The sequence below is a fragment of the Thermogemmatispora tikiterensis genome, from assembly GCF_003268475.1.
GTDB classification, from domain to species: Bacteria; Chloroflexota; Ktedonobacteria; order Ktedonobacterales; family Ktedonobacteraceae; genus Thermogemmatispora; species Thermogemmatispora tikiterensis.
In genome coordinates this window covers 2,825,285-2,842,370 of record NZ_MCIF01000002.1, presented here as the reverse complement: position 1 = coordinate 2,842,370, position 17,086 = coordinate 2,825,285, and the positions used below count along the sequence as shown (strand labels likewise).

Sequence of the window (17,086 nt, the reverse complement as noted above, 5' to 3'; positions counted from 1 at the left end):
GGCGGGGGCGCATGACTTGCCCGTGGGCGCTCTGATGCAAGGTAAGAGAGTGGAGTGTATCCTATGTCCGGTGGAGTTGTATTAGCCGAAGTCTGGTGGGAGCAGCTCCTCCACGGCATCCTTTCCTGGGAGTTTCTCGAGTTCGTGGTGGTGTTTGTTTCCATCTTTGGCTTCGTGATGACAAGTGCAGTGATTCTGATCCTGGCCGAGCGCAAAGTCATGGCCTGGATGCAGGATCGCTATGGCCCGCTGCACACGGGGCCGTGGGGCCTGTTACAAACAGTGGCTGACGTGGGCAAATTGCTACTCAAAGAAGATATTCATGCTGGTAAAATCGATAAGGCTATTTTTATCCTGGCCCCTTCGGTTTTCCTTGCCCCAGTGATTGCCTCGTTTGCCGTGCTGCCGTTCTCGCCCTATATCAGCCTGCCAGGAGCGCCGTTGGCGACAGGTATTGTCTACTTGATCGCTATGAGTTCGCTGGATGTAGTGGGCGTGATCATGGCGGGCTGGGGCTCCAACAATAAGTATGCCCTCATCGGAGGCCTGCGCTCCGCAGCTCAGATGATCTCTTACGAGTTGCCGCTCGTTCTCTCGTTGGTCAGCATTGTGATGCTGACCAGCATCCTGCGCGACAATGGGCTCGGCACCATTGCTATCAAGGACATTATGAATTTCCAGATGGCGCAGAGCTGGCCGGGCAAGGGCAACCCAGTCTGGGACTTCATCTTCGAGGGCTTCACTCCCTGGGCCTGGTTTATTCTGGTGCAGCCGTTGCTCGTTTTGATCTACTATACCTGTGGACTTGCCGAGACGAACCGCTCACCTTTTGATCTGCCAGAGGCTGAGTCAGAGCTGGTGGCGGGCTACCTCACTGAGTACAGTGGCATGCGCTGGGCCCTCTTCTTCCTGGGTGAGTATGGCAATATGACGATTGTCTCGGCGATCACTGCCATGCTCTTCCTCGGTGGCTGGTCAGGTCCAGGGGTGGCCTTCCTGACAGCGCCTGGTATGGCCATTGGCTGGCAAGTCCTGGGCAACCTGCTTGCGCTCTTCTACTTTATCCTCAAGATCTACCTGCTCTGCGGAGTGTTCATTTGGGTGCGGACCACCCTGCCGCGCCTGCGTGCTGATCAGCTAATGCAGTTTGCCTGGCTGATCCTGATCCCCACGACCCTGGTCAACATTGTCCTTACAGGAGCGCTCTATCTGCTCCTGAACGCCCTTGGGGTCTCGAACGTGGTCTTCCTGGTGGTCCTGGGGGTCGTCAACTGGCTGATGCTCTTTGGCTTCTTCTGGGTGGTAAGCCGGGCGACGACAGCCTCGACGCGACGTGCGGTGGCTCCGGCTGTTCGGGCCCGCCAGCGCCTGGTGGCCCTTGCACCGTCTCCCGCTGCCCCACGTCTACCTGAGCCAGAGCGAGCTGGTGTAACTGGTGCCGGCGCCAGCAGCGGCAGGTAAAGGTGATAGGGAGTGGGATACCGGCTAGATGGAGGAGGCGGGAGCCAGCGGGTAGAGCGATGGCTCATCAATGGCGGCCATTGCTCTGCTCTATCGTTGTCGCCGCCGTAGGCCGGTATCTCCCTCCAGGCGAGCATACTGATGAAGAGGGGGCAGGAAGCTGTCAGAGCCAGCAGCGGCTGGACAGATTTCCTGCCTCGCTCATTGCGGTCCCTGTCCTTGCTGGTTTCTTCCGTCCCTGTTGGCTTTTTCCCCTTCCGTCCCCGTGCTGATGAAGAGAGAGCCGCTCAGCACAGGCCGAGAGGCTGCCCGCGAGCGGCTGGTGTCTAGAGTCCCCGCAGCTTGAGAATGAGAGTGGTGAGCAGGATACTCAGGAGAGCGCCGAACGTTACCTGGGCCACCGTATGCCGGCGCAGAACTACTCTTGACCAGCTTACCAGGATGAGGAGCAGGAAGAGCGGCAGCATCACTGAGCCATACATGGCGGTCAGCAGAGTTGCGGCGCTGGCCATTGAGGAGGCGTGGACGCTGATTTTCCACCAGAGCGTGATGAAAAGCATCACGATACCGCTGGCGATTGTAATGATCAGCAGCGTCATCAAATTATAAGGTCCGTGGAGGGTCTGCAAGACAAAGAGACCGACGGTGGCCGAGGAGATAGAGAACAGATAAGGACCCATGCGCTCAGAGCGGCGTGTGATTTCCAGATCGGAGAGCCGACCAGTGTGGACGCCGATGGCGATATAGAGCAGGGGGCCCAGACTCAGGAAAAAGAGAGTGATAAAGGCGCAGGCCAGAGCATAGCGCGGATCTGCGCTATGGTAAAGCGCTACCAGTGTTACCAGCGGCAAAGAGATTGAAAAAGGCGCAAGAACGTTGGAAACGTGTCGTGCGATCCGTAGGCGTAAAGACTCACTATCAGTCATATCAAATTCACCAAGTTGAAGGCCGGCGGCATCTTCTTTGGGCATCTGAGTCAGACGGCGGCTGTTCATCGCAATCACTCTTTCTCTTCCTCGTGAGCGGCGCTAGTAGTTGACTGGGCGAGCTGGCTGGCCTGTTGTACCACGACAGGATAGCCCAGAATTCTGGAAGCGATCTGGCGGAAAGAGGCGGGTTCACCGCTGCACCATACTTCCAGTCTGCCGTTGGGGTCCTGGCCTCCTTGATTGGTCGAGGGCTTCAGCAGCGCGGCGGCTTCCAGCACGGAGCGTGTCCGGCGAGCAATAGCCGCTCCGCTGTCGATGACCTGGACGTTGCTGCCGGCCACGCGCTCGATCACCGGGCGTAAAGCCGGGAAATGCGTGCATCCCAACACCAGCACATCGATATCCTTGCTGAGTACGGGCCTCAGAGCCTGGCGCACGACCTCCTCCGCCGTTGGCGTATCCAGCTCACCGCGCTCGACGAGGGTCACCAGCTCAGAGCAGCCGTGGCTATAGGTCTCAATCTCGCGAGCAAAGTTGGCAATTAACTGTTGCAGGTAGGGCGAGCGTGCTGCTTGATTCGTAGCGATGATACCAATGCGCCCCTTGCGTGTCAGGCGTGCTGCTGGCTTCACGGCGGGCACTACCCCGACGAACGGTACGGGAAAGGTAGCGCGCAGGGTGGCAAGGGCCGCTTGTGAGGCGGCGTTGCAGGCGACAACGATCAGTTTCACCCCACGTTCTACCAGGAAGCGACTGATCTCCAGCACCAGCCGGGTGATCTCCGCCTCACTGCGCAGGCCATAAGGGCAGTGAGCGGTATCGCCGACGTAGATGTAGTCCTCGCCGGGTAGCTCTTGCCGCAGGGCACTGAGAATAGTCAATCCACCAGCCCCCGAGTCAAAGACCCCAATGGGGGCACTGACCTGGCCGGCTCCAGGGGCCTGCAGGGTCGGCAGCTGTGATAGCTGGGACTCGACCGCCTGCTGGAGATGGGCGCTTTGGAACCTACTACTCGATGGAGCATCATATAATTGTTTCGAATCACTATTGTGCATAACACTACTGCAGAACCATCATCATAGTGATAACATAGAAAAGCGCGGGCCCTGATGGTGATCGCCTGGCATAATCCTGGAGGCGAGCGGAGTGCTTGCTGACGAGCAGGCGCTGGCAGGCAGGGTGCTGACCAGGAGAGCCAAGCTCCTCAACCGTAAGGTCAGGCGAGCGGCCCAGATAGAGGCGGGCAAAGAGGCACCAGGGCCTTTTCGTTAGGATACTCCACTGTCCCAGGACATGCAACCCATCCGTCGGCATTGCTGCTGCGCAACTTCGGAGCGGCTGAAGGCCGCCTTCGCCTGCTCCTTGCCTTGCTCTCACTCAGCCAGGTTGGCCTGGCCAACGATACCGGGTATTGCTGACGGGGATGAGCCTGAAAGCCAGGAGTAGCTTGTCCATCTTGCTGATTGCCCATTCCCTGTCTTCGCTCTCCTCACAATAGTCAGATAGGCTCAACAAAAGACGACCTTCGCTTCTGCAGAGTAGGCCAGCGTGTGGCGTCAGCGCCAGGCGGAGGTGCCTTGCTCATAATGAGCGGAGCGCAGGGTTGCAACTGCAGTCGGAAGTATGCACGTTGCATACTGCCACCAGCCTGGTCGCTACGGTACTGGTCTCAGGCGACTCCCGCAGAGGCTGCAGATCCCGATCGTATCAGTCAGGTACTCTATATAGAACGATCCAGACAAGAGATCAACCACACTGGCCCCACCTGTCCCACTCCTGAAAAAAGTCTGATGGCTAAAGGCTCAGCTACAGCAGGGGAAGCGGAGGTCGGGCACAGGCATGCCCAAGGATGCTTGCCGGGCAGGCCGGATTCTAACGCTTCTCTAACACTCTTCCTACGCTCCTCTAATGCTTTTCCTACGCAGCTCTAATGAGGGGTGTGGCATACTCAAAGCAGGCTCAGGTGTTGCTTGGACAGCAAGGAGAGGCGAGGACCCATGTACGCAGCGAGCAATCGGTCACAAGGGAACGCTGGTCAGAGTGCTCAGCGGGCGCCACAACCGCAGCCGCTGCGCTGTGCGAACTGCGACATCGAGATTCGCTGGTCTCCAACGATCGTGCAGGGCAAAGCTTATTGCTGTAGCGGGTGTGCCGCAGGGGGCCCTTGCAACTGTGACTACTCACAGTATCGCTCAGTCAATATCTCTGGTGTAATCCACTACATGCCTGAGCACGAGGAGGATTCTGCCCAGCCGCACGGGATGGAAACAAGCCCGTCCTGAGCTGCTAGAAGGGTGCTCGTGAGAGGCTCGTCGGCTCCGGTGGCCCCCCGGTTCTGCTGTCTCCCCATCATGCAGCTGCCGATCGAACGCGCAGATAGTGGGACTGGAGTATTCATTACGCCAGGCCCAATCTGAGGTCATGTGCAGCGATGAGTGGCAAGCGGCCTGGCCTGTGACGAGGCGAGGTGGCAGGCGAGGAGAAGCGAGGCTCTCCTATTAGCGTGAAGGCCCGCCTGATAGCCCCTTTGTTCGCTTGTGTACGTGCGCGAGATACGCGAGAGTCCTGCATAGAGAGAAGCGGTAAAAAACTAGCGGAAGAAAGGGAGAAGACGTTCGTGGCGAAGATCCGTCCTGTTGGCGACCGCGTGGTGGTGAAGCCCGCGGCCAAAGAAGAAGTCACTAAGAGTGGTATCGTTATTCCTGATACAGCCAAGGAGAAGCCCCAGGAAGGGACCGTCGTCGCCGTAGGGAGCGGTCGGCTGCTGGATAATGGTGAGCGGGCGGCGTTGGAGGTGCGCGAGGGCGATCGTGTGCTCTTTGCCAAGTACAGTGGCACCGAGTTCAAGCTCGATGGTGAGGAGTACCTGGTCCTGAAAGAGAGCGATATTCTCGCCGTTCTGAGCTGATCCCCGCCGTGAAGCCTCCCAGATGTTGGGTGCTCCCATCTCTCAATGAGAGGAGAGCGTGGTAATCGACCAACCGATCGCTTAGCCAAGATAGAGAGGAAGGAACAATCGATACATGGCGAAACAGCTAGTATTTGACAGTGAGGCGCGTCGTTCTCTGAAGCGAGGGATCGACATTCTCGCGGCTGCGGTCAAGGTGACCCTCGGCCCCAAGGGGAGGAACGTCGCCCTCGATAAGAAGTTTGGCGCTCCTTCCATTACACACGACGGCGTCACGGTGGCCAAGGAGATCGAACTGGAAGACCCCTTTGAGAATATGGGGGCCCAGCTCCTGAAGGAAGCGGCCACCAAGACCAACGACGTCGCCGGTGATGGCACGACGACCGCCACCGTCCTGGCGCAGGCCATCGTCACGGAAGGCTTGAAGAATCTGGCCGCTGGCGCCAATCCGATGCAGCTCAAGTATGGTATCGATCGCGCCACCGAGGCGGTTGTCGACTACATTCGTTCGGTTGCTGTCCCGGTGCAGACGCGTGAGGACATTGCTCATATTGCGACGAACTCCGCGGCAGATGAGACGATTGGCAGGCTGATCGCCGATGTGATGGACAAGGTCGGCAAGGATGGCGTGATCACCGTTGAGGCCTCGCGCGGTACCAGCTTCGAGACGGAGTTTGTCGAGGGTATGCAGCTTGATAAGGGCTTCGTCTCGGCTTACTTCGTGACCAATAGCGAGAAGCAGGAAGCCGCCATTGAGAATCCCTATCTCCTGATTACCGATCGCAAGATCAGCGCCGTGGCCGACATTCTACCGGTGCTGGAGAAGATCACGCAGCAGGGTCGACGCGAGCTGGTGATCATTGCCGAGGATGTTGATGGGGATGCCCTGGCGACGCTGGTGGTTAACAAGGTGCGTGGGGTGCTGAATGTGCTGGCCGTGAAGGCCCCAGGCTTCGGCGATCGTCGTAAGGAGATGCTGCGCGATATCGCAGCGCTGACCGGCGGCCAGGTGATCAGTGAGGAGATGGGCCGCCGCCTCGATTCGGTGACGCTGGCCGATCTGGGTCAGGCTCGCCGTGTGGTGGCGACCAGAGATACGACGACCATCGTCGAGGGCCGTGGCAATCCCGCTGATATCCAGGCCCGCATCCGTCAGATCAAGGCTCAGATCGAGGAGACGACCAGCGACTACGATCGTGAGAAGCTGCAGGAGCGCCTGGCGAAGCTGGCCGGCGGCGTGGCCCTGATCAAGGTTGGGGCCGGCTCAGAGGTGGAGCAGAAGTATCGCCAGACGCGCGTGGAGGACGCCCTGTCGGCGGCCCGGGCCGCCGTTGAGGAAGGTATCGTTCCCGGCGGTGGTGTGGCCCTGCTCAATGCGATCGAGGCTTTGGACAAGCTGGAACTGACCGGCGACGCCGCGACCGGGGTAAAGATCCTGCGCCGCGCCCTGGAGGAGCCGGTGCGCCAGCTCGCCATCAACGGTGGCAAGGATGGCTCGGTCGTGGTCGAGGGCATTCTGCGTGCCCAGCGCGAGCATAACAACCGCAACTATGGCTACAATGTCCTGCTCGATCGCTATGAGGACATGATTGCCGCCGGCATCACTGATCCGGCCAAGGTGACCCGCTCAGCCCTGCAGAATGCGGCCAGCATCGCGGCCATGATCCTGACGACAGAGGCCCTCATCACCGACGTGCCTGAGAAAGAGAAAGCGGCTGCTGCTCCTTCTATGCCTGAGTACTAGCACTCAGCGAACCGCTTCACCCTGGTGCTCTGGGACGGGAACAGGGTTAGACTGTACGAGGCCCTCTTCCCCCTGTCTTTGGGAGAAGATGAGGGCCTCGTTGGCTGTTAGTGAGCTGGCTGCCTCTCCTGCCCAGCCCTCGCTCAGGCGGTGAAGTGCAGCGAGTCGAGCATCGGGTTATAGTACTTTTGCATCGCCTCGTCAAAGACGTCGTTGCTGGCATAAAACTGAAGGCTGTAGTAATGTTGCTTGTACATGACGCTCAAGGTGACGAGGTGCAAGCTTTGGTTGTTGTTCAGAGGGAAGCTCACGTCGTCCTCGCTCCAGTCCTGGCCCCCGACGGTGCGTGTCTGTGGGGTATTGGTCAGGGCTTGCGGATTGCTCAGGCTGGTGGCCTGGGCGAAGTTCTGAATCAGAAACTGGTCAAGATCGTGCGCGCTGGGAAACGCCTGGTTGGCATCGCTAGGAAATTGGACAATCAGCAGGCTCAAAGGAACTGAAAGACTCTGAGGGGGATCAAGCGTGAGCGTTTTCACTCCGCTAGTGGACGTATTGAGCTGGCCCTCGACCCAGTCCTGGGGCAGGCTCAAGGTTAGGCCCAGTGACTGACTACTGGCATTGCTCAAAGGCTTGAAGGAGGATGGCGTGGGCAGAACGTTCGTGGTCGAGTTCTGGGTGCCTGCTGTGGCGGTCGCCGCCGGCGCCTGGCTGGGAAGCCGAACGCTGCGCACGGGAGCCTTGGGGGCAAAATAGCCGTGGACCCAGAGTAGTCCCACCGTAAAACCGGCGCCGAGCAGACAGCTCAGGAGCAGGACGGCGATCGCTGTGAGCCAGCGGTTGGGGCGTGATCCTGGTCGAGCCTGGGCGGCTGAAGTAGCGGCTGCATTCTGAACAGCAGCACTGTTGACCAGCAGCGAAGGACCGGAGGCTTCGCGCGGGTCGCGCGGCCAGGCGGGTGTATCGGCGGGAAGATACGAGTAATATGCTGATGTTCCTGATGAGACTGCTGCGCCGCACTGAGGACAGACCACAGCATAGACTGGTAGTTCTAACTTGCATTGCGTGCAGGTCATGGCTGCACCTCTCTCATGTTCGTTCCGACAACAGCTGCTGTCGTCGGAGAATGCAGTCTGCGCAAGAGATGGATGGATAGAATGGCTGCAACCGGGACGAGGTCTGACATCCTGCTGTGCTCCGGCACCTCTCCCTCACGCTCGACCGGTTGCTGGTTGACTAGCCAGCGAGAGCTGGCTCGGCTGATGAACCGGCTCCTTCCCTGGTGGACGGTGCATCCTTGCCTGATCCGTGCGGCTCGGCTCAATCCAGACGGGTTGGTCGGGGCTACCGACCAGTGCGGTGTGTGTCAATCACCCGGCTGCCCAGGGCCATGAGCTGAGCTATCGGACCCAACGGCAGTCAAAGCGGACCTGTCCACTGCGACGATCGGTGATAGCCCTGATGACCTCCAGGGTGATCAGCTCGCCAATGGCTACTGGCAGATCCTGCTCATCAAGCACGCGGCAGTCGAAATGGCGTTTCGGGTCGTTGAGGTCGGCAATGACGCAACGCACATAAGGGTGCTCCTCACCGCCAATAGAGGCTCGTAGGCCGGATTCCTTAGCGAGCAATCTTCCCGTGCGCTTCACCGTCCGCTGGCCCCCCTCTCTGGGAATCCTCTCACTCACTTTCCTCCTGTCCAGATAGGATGGCAGACCGCTAAAGACATAGTAGAAGAGTCTGCAGCAAAAGTCAACCGTACTGCGGCAAATGAGATTCCCTTTTCATCTACCCTGCCGCCGCTTCTGCCTACAGAAGCGGGAGCTGGGTAGCTTGAGCCTCCTTCCCTCCTGGCTGTCCTGGGTGCTGGTCGACCAGGTCTGCTTGAGGCTTGGCTTAGCCTAGTACCTCGGGATTGACCAGGTTAGGAGGTCGACGTCCCTCGTGGTAGGCGACGATGTTATTACTGGCCATCAGCGCCATCTGATTACGCGTCGCGTAGGAGGCACTGGCAATATGTGGCAGCAATACCACATTGTCCATTGTCAGAAGCTCTGGTTCGATGGCTGGCTCGTGCTCATAGACATCCAGGCCGGCGCCGGCGATTTGCTTCGCCTGCAAGGCGCGCACCAGGGCCTTCTCATCGATGACGGGCCCGCGAGAAGTATTAATCAAGTAGGCTGTGGGCTTCATCAGTGACAGCTCTCGTTCGCCGATCAGGTGATGGGTCGAAGGCAGGTAGGGTGTATGAATACTGACGAAATCGGACTCACGCAGCAACTCGTCCAGCGGGGCATAAGTGAGATGATAGGTGGCCTCCTCCTCTGGTGGCAAGCGGTAGACATCGTAGTAGAGGACGCGCATTTCGAAGCCGCTGGCACGCTTGGCGACGATTTTCCCGATGCGTCCGGCGCCGATCAGGCCCAGGGTCGCGTGATGAACATCGGCGCCACAGAAGAGCAGGGGACCCCAGCCTTTGAACTTACCGGCGCGCACAAAGCGCTCCGCCTCGGGGATACGGCGAGCCACGGCGATCAGCAGACCGAAGGCCAGGTCGGCGGTAGTATCGGAGAGGACGCCCGGAGTGTTGCTGACGGCTATACCGAGGCGGGTGGCAGCTTCGACATCGATATTGTTGTAGCCAACAGCCATGTTGGCCACCATCTTCAGGCGTGGTGTGGCCGAGGCGCAAGCCTCCAGAAAGCGGGCATCGATCTGGTCGGTGAGCAGACAAAAAATATAGTCATGACCGGGGCCGCGGCGGAGCAGCTCTTCGTAGGGCCAGATCAGGCCTTCCTCCATGTTGGCTTCTACCTCGCCGATGGTCTCCAGCGGCGGATAGGCAACATCAGGTACACGCTGGGTCACAAGGATTTTGGGACGTTCTGCCATAGCACTCTCCTGCCAATCTTACTTGCTTTGTTGCTGCTGCTGCTACTGCTACTGCTACTGCTGACTTGCTGGAGCAGTGGTCTGCCTGAACGAGTTGAAGCTGGGAGGCCTTGCCTATGTATGGGGCGCCCCGTTTTACAGATGAGCTGACGCAGTCTGATTGTGACCGCTAGCCATGCCGGATAGAACTTTCTTTTTATTGTATAACCTCTGACAAGCCTCTCGTCGGATCCGTCTGATCGTCCGTGCTAGCGGTCTGCTGACAGGTAAGGGTAACCGGGAGGTGGAACGGTTTCGCCAGGCGGCGACGCAGGAGCATAAGGAGGGCGGGCCATCCGTCTCTCCAGGGAGAGAGTTTTTTCGCCTGACGAGGAGTATAGCGAATGGGGACCTCCAGGATGGTCAGGCCGGCCTGCACCAGGTAGATGGTGATCTCTGGTTCAATCTCGAAGCGGCGTCCCTGGAGAGGGAGGGCCTGCACCACAGCGCGTGGCATGAGCTTGTAGCAAGTTTCCATATCGGAGAGGCGGCAGCCGTAGAGCAGATTAGTGATCGCAGTCAAAAAGCGATTGCCCCAGCGTGTCAGCCAGGGCTGTTGAGAGAGATTACGGCAGCCGTAAACAGCTGCGAGCGGCTGACCTGCCGTGGTCCAGCGCTCTACGAGCAGAGGGATATCCTGTGGATCATACTCCAGATCGGCATCCTGGATAAGGACCAGGTCGCCCGTGGCGTAGCCAAAGCCTGTGCGCAGAGCTGTACCTTTTCCCTGATTGGTGCTGTGGCGCACATAGCGGTAGCGATCAAAAGGTGGCTGCTGGCGCAGTGTCTGCAAGATGTCCCAGGTACGGTCAGTGGAGGCATCATCGACGATGACCACCTCCAGATCGAGAGGAAGTCGGGCCAGGGCCTCCAGGAGCCGGGCCACCGTGGTTTCCTCGTTGTAGACAGGCACAACCACCGAGACGCGCATGCTTGCAGTAACCTCACTTCCCGATGCTGCAGAGTGGAGAGCATGGGAGGCGCATGTTGCCGTTCATGCTCCTCTCCTTATCCAGGATGACAACCCTCTGGATAGTAGGGCCCAAGAGTAGAACTTTTTCTCCTGACCCGGCCTCAGACCTGATGAATGGCGGTGGCCAGGTCTCTCTGCTCATTCCCACAGCTGAATCGTGCCATCGGTCAAAGCAACGAGCAGGCGACGACCGGCAAAATGCAGGGCGCTGATCTGCCATGGATGGTAGAGCTTCTGGACGAGCTGCCCGGCTGTCAGCGACCAAAGCTCTACCACGCCCTCGTTGATCTCGCTGTCTTCGCGAGCCACGGCCAGCCAACTGGCGTCGTCGGAGAGCGCCAGACGCGAAGTGCCTCCCAGGGTGCCGACAGCGAGATCGTAGTAGGTGGCGGCCCGCAGGTCCTGCACGCGCACGCGATTACGCTCCTGTCGCGCTGCGAAAACCACTGTCTGTAGATCAGGCGTGACGGCATAGGGTGGGGCACAATCGCTACACGCTCCGGCCAGCACAGAGGTGACAATACGGGGACGTGGGCGGTTCCCGAAGCGTGTGCGGGCCATAAGATCCCAGCGCCGGACGACGATTACCTCCTCCTGGCTGCCCGGGCTATGCCCACAGGAGAGCGTCAGTAAGGAGCGCGTATCGCGCGAGAGGGCGCGCAGGCGAATTGCCCAAAACTGCCGCTTCTCGATTTCCTCTTCGATGCAGACCAGGTTCTCCTGGGGGGCGGTACTCTGCCCGGGCTGGTAAAGCAGGATATCGGTAGCGCGCACTCCCACTTTACGCGGGGTGCGCGGGTCCTCAGCCTGATAGGGAAGGGCGAGGCGCAGGCTCAGAGAGGACGAATCCGTGATCGATTCCGCCGGCGGCTTAGAAGCGCTTCCTTCCTCCACAAAAGCCAGATCGAGCGTGTAATGGTCGAAGACGGTGCGCTGCTGCAAGGGATAGCTCCAGACCAGCGAGCCGCTTTGTGTATTCCAGACGTGCAGGCCAAGGCGCCCCCAGCCGGCCAACAACTCGCCGTGCGGCGAAAAGCGCAGTTCACGCAGCGATTCGACTGTCAGAGCGGGATCAGTGCGAAACTGAGAGAGCTGAGTGCTGTGGGCCAGGCTCCAAATGGCTCCCTGGCCATCCAGAGTGCCGGCGGCGATGTAGAGATCGTTATCCCTGGTTTGAACGCTGCCCAGGGCCGAGATCACTCCCAGGGACGTCTGCAGGCGGGCACCAGCGCGCAAGGGGCCGCGCGTGCTGAAGATGCTCAGACTGGCAAACTCCAGCTCCTCCTGTGGATCGACGCGCTGTGGGCGCCGGCGAGGTCGCAGCTGGCCGTTGCGCACATCCAGCACTCCCCCCAAGGCTACGTCGTACTGCTGCCGCTTCTGAGGGTCGCTCAAGACTGCATAGGCCCGATTGATACGCTTCATCTGGGTTGCCCCCTCGGGGCCGGCCAGATCAGGATGGTAGCGCCGCGCCAGTTGTCGATAGGCGCGCTTGATCGTCTCCTGATCAGCATCCGCTGGTACGCCCAGAATGGCGTAGTAGTTTTCCAGTTCGTCCCTTTCCATGACCGGCTCTGTTGCCTGCTGAAAGTAAGCGGATGGTACTAGAGCGATACAATGCGTGTTTTGGCGCGGTTGCTTTGCATTGACAGGCGCCGTGTGCGCCAAATATACCAGGTTGCGACGGTGCGATAGGGCCGCCAGCGCTCGCCGAAGGCCAGCAATTCCTTGCGCGTTGGGCGCCGTTCCAGCGCGTAGAGGAGGCGGAGACCCTCGGCCAGGCCCAGATCGTCAACGGGCCAGACATCGAGGCGACCCAAGGAAAAGATCAAGATCATTTCTGCTGTCCAGCGTCCGATGCCCCTGACAGCGGTCAGCGCACGGATAACAGCCTCATCGTCAAGCGCTGGCAGCTGCTGCAGATCAAGCTCACCGCTCAGGACACGTGCACAGAGATCGCGTATGTAGCTGATCTTCTGCGAAGAGAGACCTGCGGCCTGCAGCTGCCGCTCATCGAGGGCCACAAGAGGTTGGGCCTGAAGGGGGCCGGGAGGAAGCAGAGCACGCAAACGTGCCATGATCGCGTCGGCGGCCTGGATAGAAATCTGCTGTGAAATGATGGCATCGATCAGCGCCTCGAAAAGGTTGGGGTCCGGTACCAGGGTGCATGGCCCCACGCGCTCAATCGCCCTGGCCAGGACAGGATCACCAGCTTTCAGCGCCAGGGTAGCGGCGGCGACAACGTCAGTCCAAGTTTGCTGGATAGTCATTCGTCCGTCTTTCTGCTCGCTCAACGCTCTGATTTCGATCGCTTGCTTAAGGCCTACCGAAGGGCTGACCGCTGAGGCGAACGGCACAGCCGATAGAGGCGAAGCGCCGGATGGAGAGCGCATCGAGGCGTCTCAGCTCGGCTCTCCGCAGATATTGTAGCACATGCCGGCTTTCTGCCGCTGGCGCCTCCCGTCTGGTGTAGGGCGAGAGAGGAGGGCGGCATCAGGAGTAGAGGCGCGCGCTTCGGTCCGGGGACGAGCGGTGGAGGAGAACTCTGCTTCTCCTCCACCGATATTGGGGAGCCTGCCGTCTCACTCAGGCCCTGGCCACGAGGCTGCTTTGCCGGAAGTGAAGGAGGGCCGCCAGCCCTACGACCAGGGTCAGGCCGAGGACCGTCAAGGTGGGACCCCAACGCATGCCCTCGGTGATTGGGCTACCGTAGAGATGGAAAATCGAGAGATTGATCAGCCACTCGGGCAGCTTCAGCATCGGCTGCAGGAACTCCATCAGGAAGGAGAGGGCCAGGAAGACGCTGACGAGGCCCGTGGTCAGGCCCGAGGAGAGGCGCGTCGCCAGGAGGTAGACCAGGGCAGCCGTCAGCCACTCCAGCGGCAGCATACTGAAGCAGGCGGCAGCCGTGTCGCCGACATCGATGCGCAGATTAATGATGCTGGCCGTCAGCAGGAGACTGAGCCAGATCAACAGCGGAGGAATCAGCGAAGCCAGGATGACAGCCGAAGCATGCTCTGCGAGCAAGCGGAGGCGCGACTGCGGCATGCTCAGGATGATCTCCAGGCGCTGGTTATCCAGATCGCGGCTCCAGCTGTGGGCCAGCGTTAAGGCGAAGATGGTCAGGGCCACAGGGACAAAGGCGAAGACGGTCGCTCCCAGAAAGCCCTGGTTAGTAGCGACGTTGTAGCCGCTAAAGAGCTGGCTCATCACCGCATTGCCCTCAACTGCCTTCCTGAAGATGTCCAGCAGGCTGGGAATGAGAGCGGTCAAAAATTCGACGAAGAAGAGCGTGATCACCGTCCACCAAAAGAGGGCGGTGAACTGCGCGCGCAGGGTGCGCAGACCCAGCGAGCGCAAGAAGGGATCGCCAGCGGCGCGCGCCAGCGCCCGAGCGCGCTCGACCGTCGCCGGCTGCCGTTGCCCATTGAGGGCGAGCTGCAACGCCACGCCGCCCAGATCGCGTCGGGCAAAGAGCAAAGCACCGGCGACGATCAAAACCACTGCCAGCAGGACAAGCAGCATCACGGCTCCCCAGTTGGCGGCCACTGAGGGTATTAGAGGCTTATTAACATTATAGTAGTAGAAGATCGATAAGTGCCGCAGCCAGTCGAAGTCGTGTTGGACTCGCCCGACGCTATCGAACAGGAACATGATCACCAGGATGGCCGCCGTCCAGCCGGCGGCGGCACCGCGCCAGCGCACGAACTGTGAGATCAGCAGGGCGATGGAGGCAAAGATCAGTTCAAACAGGCCGACGTTGAGAGCCGTCAGCAAGGCGCGCGGGTAGTCAGCTGCTTGCTTGGCGCTGAGCTGGCCAAGCAGAATAAAGAGGCTAATGATCAGCATCATCACGAGGATGGCCAGTATAAGCGCAAGCAGCTTTTCCAGCAAGAGGCGTATCCGAGCCAGGGGCTGAGAGAGCAGGACATCGAGCGTGCCGCGCTCCTCGTCCCCGCGCACTAGGCGGGCGCCGGCCAGGATGGCCCAGATGGCCAGAAAGGCTGGCAAGGTCGTGCCGAAGACGCGGAAGGTGACGTAGCCAGGAATAGTGTTGAGCGCCACCTGATCGCCATAGAAGCTAAAGGACTGATAAATCTGCGTGACACCAGCGCTGAGAGCATCCTGAGCGGTGGCGTACATGGCGTAGATCAGCAATCCCAGGCCGAGGCCCCAGCAGAGGACTGCGATCCAGTACTCGCGCAACGTTTTCAGCCAGATCGTACGCAGCATAGCTGTTCCCTCCCGTCACTGGCCGCCGCACAGCGGCCAGCAGTGCTTAGCGGCCAGCGGCAACCGGCTGGTCGACCTGATAGAAGCGCAGGAAGATCTCTTCGAGGCTTGGCTCCTGGGTTGAGAGGCTGAGCGCATCGTGGGCGGCAGCTGCCTTGATAACTGCCTGCAGCTCGCCCTGGACGTCAAGGTGCAGCTCGCGACCGTCGCGATTGAGGCGGACGGCGGCCACTCCTGGCAGCCCCTGGAACCACTCCGGTGAGGCAGGCCCAGGAAAGCTAATGACGACTGTCTGCTGTCGCATGTGCTTGAGCCGGCTCACCTCGTTCACCTCGACGAGGCGCCCATCGCGGATGATGCCAACGCGGCTGCAGGTCTGCTCAACCTCGGGCAGGATGTGCGAGGAGAGGAAGACCGTGTGTCCCTCGCTCTGCACTTCCCGCAGCATGCGGTAAAACTCCTGCTGGTTGAGGGGATCGAGGCCACTGCTCGGCTCGTCCAGGATAAGCAATCGTGGACGATGCATGAAGGCCTGGATCAGGCCCAGTTTCTGACGGTTGCCGCGCGAATACTCGCGGAAGCGCTTGCCAGGATCGAAATCCAGTCGCTCGCAGAGCTGCTGCACGTAGGAGCGGTCAACGCCGCCGCGCAGGTGGCCAAGGTAGGTCAGGATCTGGGCCCCTGTCAGCCCCGGATCAAAGGCGAACTCCGAGGGCAGGTAGCCCACGAGCCGCTTGACGGCGGGCGCCTGCGACCAGCAGTCCAGGCCGGCGATGGTGGCACGGCCCGCCGAGGGACGCAGGAAGCCCATCAGCGTGCGGATGGTGGTGGTTTTGCCGGCGCCGTTGGGGCCGAGAAAACCGAAGATTTCACCCTCCTCGATCTCAAAGCTTAGGTCAAGAATGCCGCGACTGCGACCGTAATACTTCGTCAGGCCGCTGACTTGAATCAGAGCTGTCATGAGTGCTCCCTCCTGAAATGCCTGGAATATACTGTTCCAGATAGGCGCGAATGGCTGCCACGAAGCTCGCAATATGCTCATTTGCTAGGTGAGCCAAACGGCGACGCCTCTCTGGTGGCGGTAGCTGCTGGCTTTCTAAAGACAACCGAATGGCCTCGCCCAGATCCTGGGCCTGTTGCTCAAGAGGAAGGCGCTCTTCTTCCGGCCAGAGCGGATCAAGCGTCATATAGCCTATAAAGATGGCTGCCAGCATGTATTCGAGGCGCCTGAGACTCAGGTCCGAGCGCAACAGGCCCTCCGCTTGCATCTGCTCCAGGATGGCGTGGGCGAAGAGCACTTTGCGGCGAGCTATTGAATTACTCTGCAGATAGTCATGCTGGGCCACTGAGCCAAGCAGACTGGCATCGTTGGTGAGCAGTGCCTTCACCAGCGGACGCTGCTGGTAGAGCAGAAAGGCATAGGGAAAAAACGTGTGGAAGGCAAAGCTATCAGCATTCTCAACGATGTACTTCTGCAGCGATTCGATGACGGCCAGCGCCTCGCGCATGATCACAGCCATAAAGAGGTCCTCGCGCGTCTTCCAGTGGAGGTAGATGGTCCCCTTGGCGACGCCGGCCTCGCGAGCGATGTCGTCGATGGTCGTCTTATCGTAGCCCCAACGCTCGATGAGCTTTACAGCAGCATCGAGGATGCGCTCAGCGCGCGCCCGGCGCTTTTCCGGAGACGTGCGGGCCCGGCCACGCTTCCTCTGGAGCTGATCTGTCACTCCATCGCCCTCCTTTCTTGACTAAATGACTGTATGAATAAAAATGGTCACAAAATTCTGATAAGAGTATAGTCCGCGTTGGCAAGAAAGTCAAGGGGAGATTCATAAAACCGAACGATCCATTACTGAAGCGTGCGGCGATGGTCTGTTGTGCTGGCAGCTGCTTGCTGCCCGTCTCTGGAG

General features: G+C 59.9%; 14 protein-coding genes. 3 read left to right on the top strand and 11 right to left on the bottom strand.

All coding sequences use genetic code 11. The features are described from left to right. Window positions 1-63: 63 nt before the first annotated feature. The gene (gene nuoH, locus A4R35_RS11475) at window positions 64-1,461 is read left to right on the top strand and encodes an NADH-quinone oxidoreductase subunit NuoH (RefSeq protein ID WP_112429466.1); all 1,398 of its coding nucleotides are present in this window, start codon (window positions 64-66) and stop codon (window positions 1,459-1,461) included. A gap of 326 nt (window positions 1,462-1,787) precedes the next feature. Here the strand turns inward: nuoH and A4R35_RS11470 are convergent, their stop codons facing one another. After that, window positions 1,788-2,456: a phosphatase PAP2 family protein gene (locus tag A4R35_RS11470; protein WP_112429464.1), complete on the bottom strand. Its 669-nt coding sequence runs from the start codon at window positions 2,454-2,456 to the stop codon at window positions 1,788-1,790. Window positions 2,457-2,461: 5 nt separating this feature from the next. Next, window positions 2,462-3,445, bottom strand: coding sequence for a glutamate racemase (murI, locus tag A4R35_RS11465; RefSeq protein WP_112429462.1), 984 nt, complete (start codon window positions 3,443-3,445; stop codon window positions 2,462-2,464). 1,562 nt (window positions 3,446-5,007) lie between these two features. Between murI and groES the strand changes: the two genes are divergently transcribed. Together groES and groL are read left to right on the top strand one after the other, a co-directional pair. Beyond that, complete coding sequence (groES, locus tag A4R35_RS11455) at window positions 5,008-5,298, top strand: co-chaperone GroES (RefSeq protein ID WP_052887780.1); 291 nt, start codon at window positions 5,008-5,010, stop codon at window positions 5,296-5,298. A 115-nt stretch (window positions 5,299-5,413) separates the two neighbouring features. Then, window positions 5,414-7,042 (top strand): chaperonin GroEL, encoded by a 1,629-nt coding sequence (gene groL, locus A4R35_RS11450; protein ID WP_112429457.1) that lies wholly within the window; start codon window positions 5,414-5,416, stop codon window positions 7,040-7,042. 143 nt (window positions 7,043-7,185) lie between these two features. On the opposite strand, the gene A4R35_RS11445 is transcribed toward groL, so the two are convergent. The 9 genes from A4R35_RS11445 to A4R35_RS11410 form a co-directional block, all read right to left on the bottom strand. Further along, complete coding sequence (locus A4R35_RS11445) at window positions 7,186-8,115, bottom strand: hypothetical protein (protein ID WP_112429455.1); 930 nt, start codon at window positions 8,113-8,115, stop codon at window positions 7,186-7,188. Window positions 8,116-8,439: 324 nt separating this feature from the next. Beyond that, a complete protein-coding gene (locus A4R35_RS23920) occupies window positions 8,440-8,727 on the bottom strand; it encodes a hypothetical protein (RefSeq protein ID WP_146747191.1) in 288 nt (95 codons plus the stop codon). 208 nt (window positions 8,728-8,935) lie between these two features. Beyond that, window positions 8,936-9,931, bottom strand: a complete 996-nt coding sequence (locus tag A4R35_RS11440; protein ID WP_112429453.1) for a 2-hydroxyacid dehydrogenase — start codon at window positions 9,929-9,931, stop codon at window positions 8,936-8,938. A 196-nt stretch (window positions 9,932-10,127) separates the two neighbouring features. Continuing rightward, the gene (locus A4R35_RS11435; protein WP_112429451.1) at window positions 10,128-10,901 is read right to left on the bottom strand and encodes a glycosyltransferase family 2 protein; all 774 of its coding nucleotides are present in this window, start codon (window positions 10,899-10,901) and stop codon (window positions 10,128-10,130) included. A gap of 180 nt (window positions 10,902-11,081) precedes the next feature. Beyond that, on the bottom strand, window positions 11,082-12,509 hold the full coding sequence (locus tag A4R35_RS25075) for a DnaJ domain-containing protein (RefSeq protein WP_317615975.1): 1,428 nt from the start codon (window positions 12,507-12,509) through the stop codon (window positions 11,082-11,084). Window positions 12,510-12,547: 38 nt separating this feature from the next. Next, window positions 12,548-13,213 carry a DNA-3-methyladenine glycosylase family protein gene (locus A4R35_RS11425; protein WP_112429449.1) on the bottom strand — a complete coding sequence of 222 codons (666 nt, stop codon included), beginning with the start codon at window positions 13,211-13,213 and terminating at the stop codon, window positions 12,548-12,550. A gap of 316 nt (window positions 13,214-13,529) precedes the next feature. Then, window positions 13,530-15,176, bottom strand: coding sequence for an ABC transporter permease subunit (locus A4R35_RS11420; protein WP_112429447.1), 1,647 nt, complete (start codon window positions 15,174-15,176; stop codon window positions 13,530-13,532). A gap of 46 nt (window positions 15,177-15,222) precedes the next feature. Continuing rightward, window positions 15,223-16,137 carry an ABC transporter ATP-binding protein gene (locus A4R35_RS11415; protein WP_112429445.1) on the bottom strand — a complete coding sequence of 305 codons (915 nt, stop codon included), beginning with the start codon at window positions 16,135-16,137 and terminating at the stop codon, window positions 15,223-15,225. After that, window positions 16,073-16,903, bottom strand: coding sequence for a TetR/AcrR family transcriptional regulator (locus A4R35_RS11410; RefSeq protein WP_112429443.1), 831 nt, complete (start codon window positions 16,901-16,903; stop codon window positions 16,073-16,075). The genes A4R35_RS11415 and A4R35_RS11410 overlap by 65 nt, the downstream gene beginning before the upstream one ends. Window positions 16,904-17,086 lie beyond the last annotated feature (183 nt).

Coding starts and splice junctions, on each gene's coding strand:
- A4R35_RS11415 (WP_112429445.1), bottom strand. CDS start 16,137: ATGACAGCTCTGATTCAAGTCAGCGGCCTGACGAAGTATTACGGTCGC.
- murI (WP_112429462.1), bottom strand. CDS start 3,445: ATGCACAATAGTGATTCGAAACAATTATATGATGCTCCATCGAGTAGT.
- A4R35_RS11445 (WP_112429455.1), bottom strand. CDS start 8,115: ATGACCTGCACGCAATGCAAGTTAGAACTACCAGTCTATGCTGTGGTC.
- nuoH (WP_112429466.1), top strand. CDS start 64: ATGTCCGGTGGAGTTGTATTAGCCGAAGTCTGGTGGGAGCAGCTCCTC.
- A4R35_RS11435 (WP_112429451.1), bottom strand. CDS start 10,901: ATGCGCGTCTCGGTGGTTGTGCCTGTCTACAACGAGGAAACCACGGTG.
- A4R35_RS11425 (WP_112429449.1), bottom strand. CDS start 13,213: ATGACTATCCAGCAAACTTGGACTGACGTTGTCGCCGCCGCTACCCTG.
- A4R35_RS11440 (WP_112429453.1), bottom strand. CDS start 9,931: ATGGCAGAACGTCCCAAAATCCTTGTGACCCAGCGTGTACCTGATGTT.
- A4R35_RS11470 (WP_112429464.1), bottom strand. CDS start 2,456: ATGAACAGCCGCCGTCTGACTCAGATGCCCAAAGAAGATGCCGCCGGC.
- A4R35_RS11420 (WP_112429447.1), bottom strand. CDS start 15,176: ATGCTGCGTACGATCTGGCTGAAAACGTTGCGCGAGTACTGGATCGCA.
- groL (WP_112429457.1), top strand. CDS start 5,414: ATGGCGAAACAGCTAGTATTTGACAGTGAGGCGCGTCGTTCTCTGAAG.
- A4R35_RS25075 (WP_317615975.1), bottom strand. CDS start 12,509: ATGGAAAGGGACGAACTGGAAAACTACTACGCCATTCTGGGCGTACCA.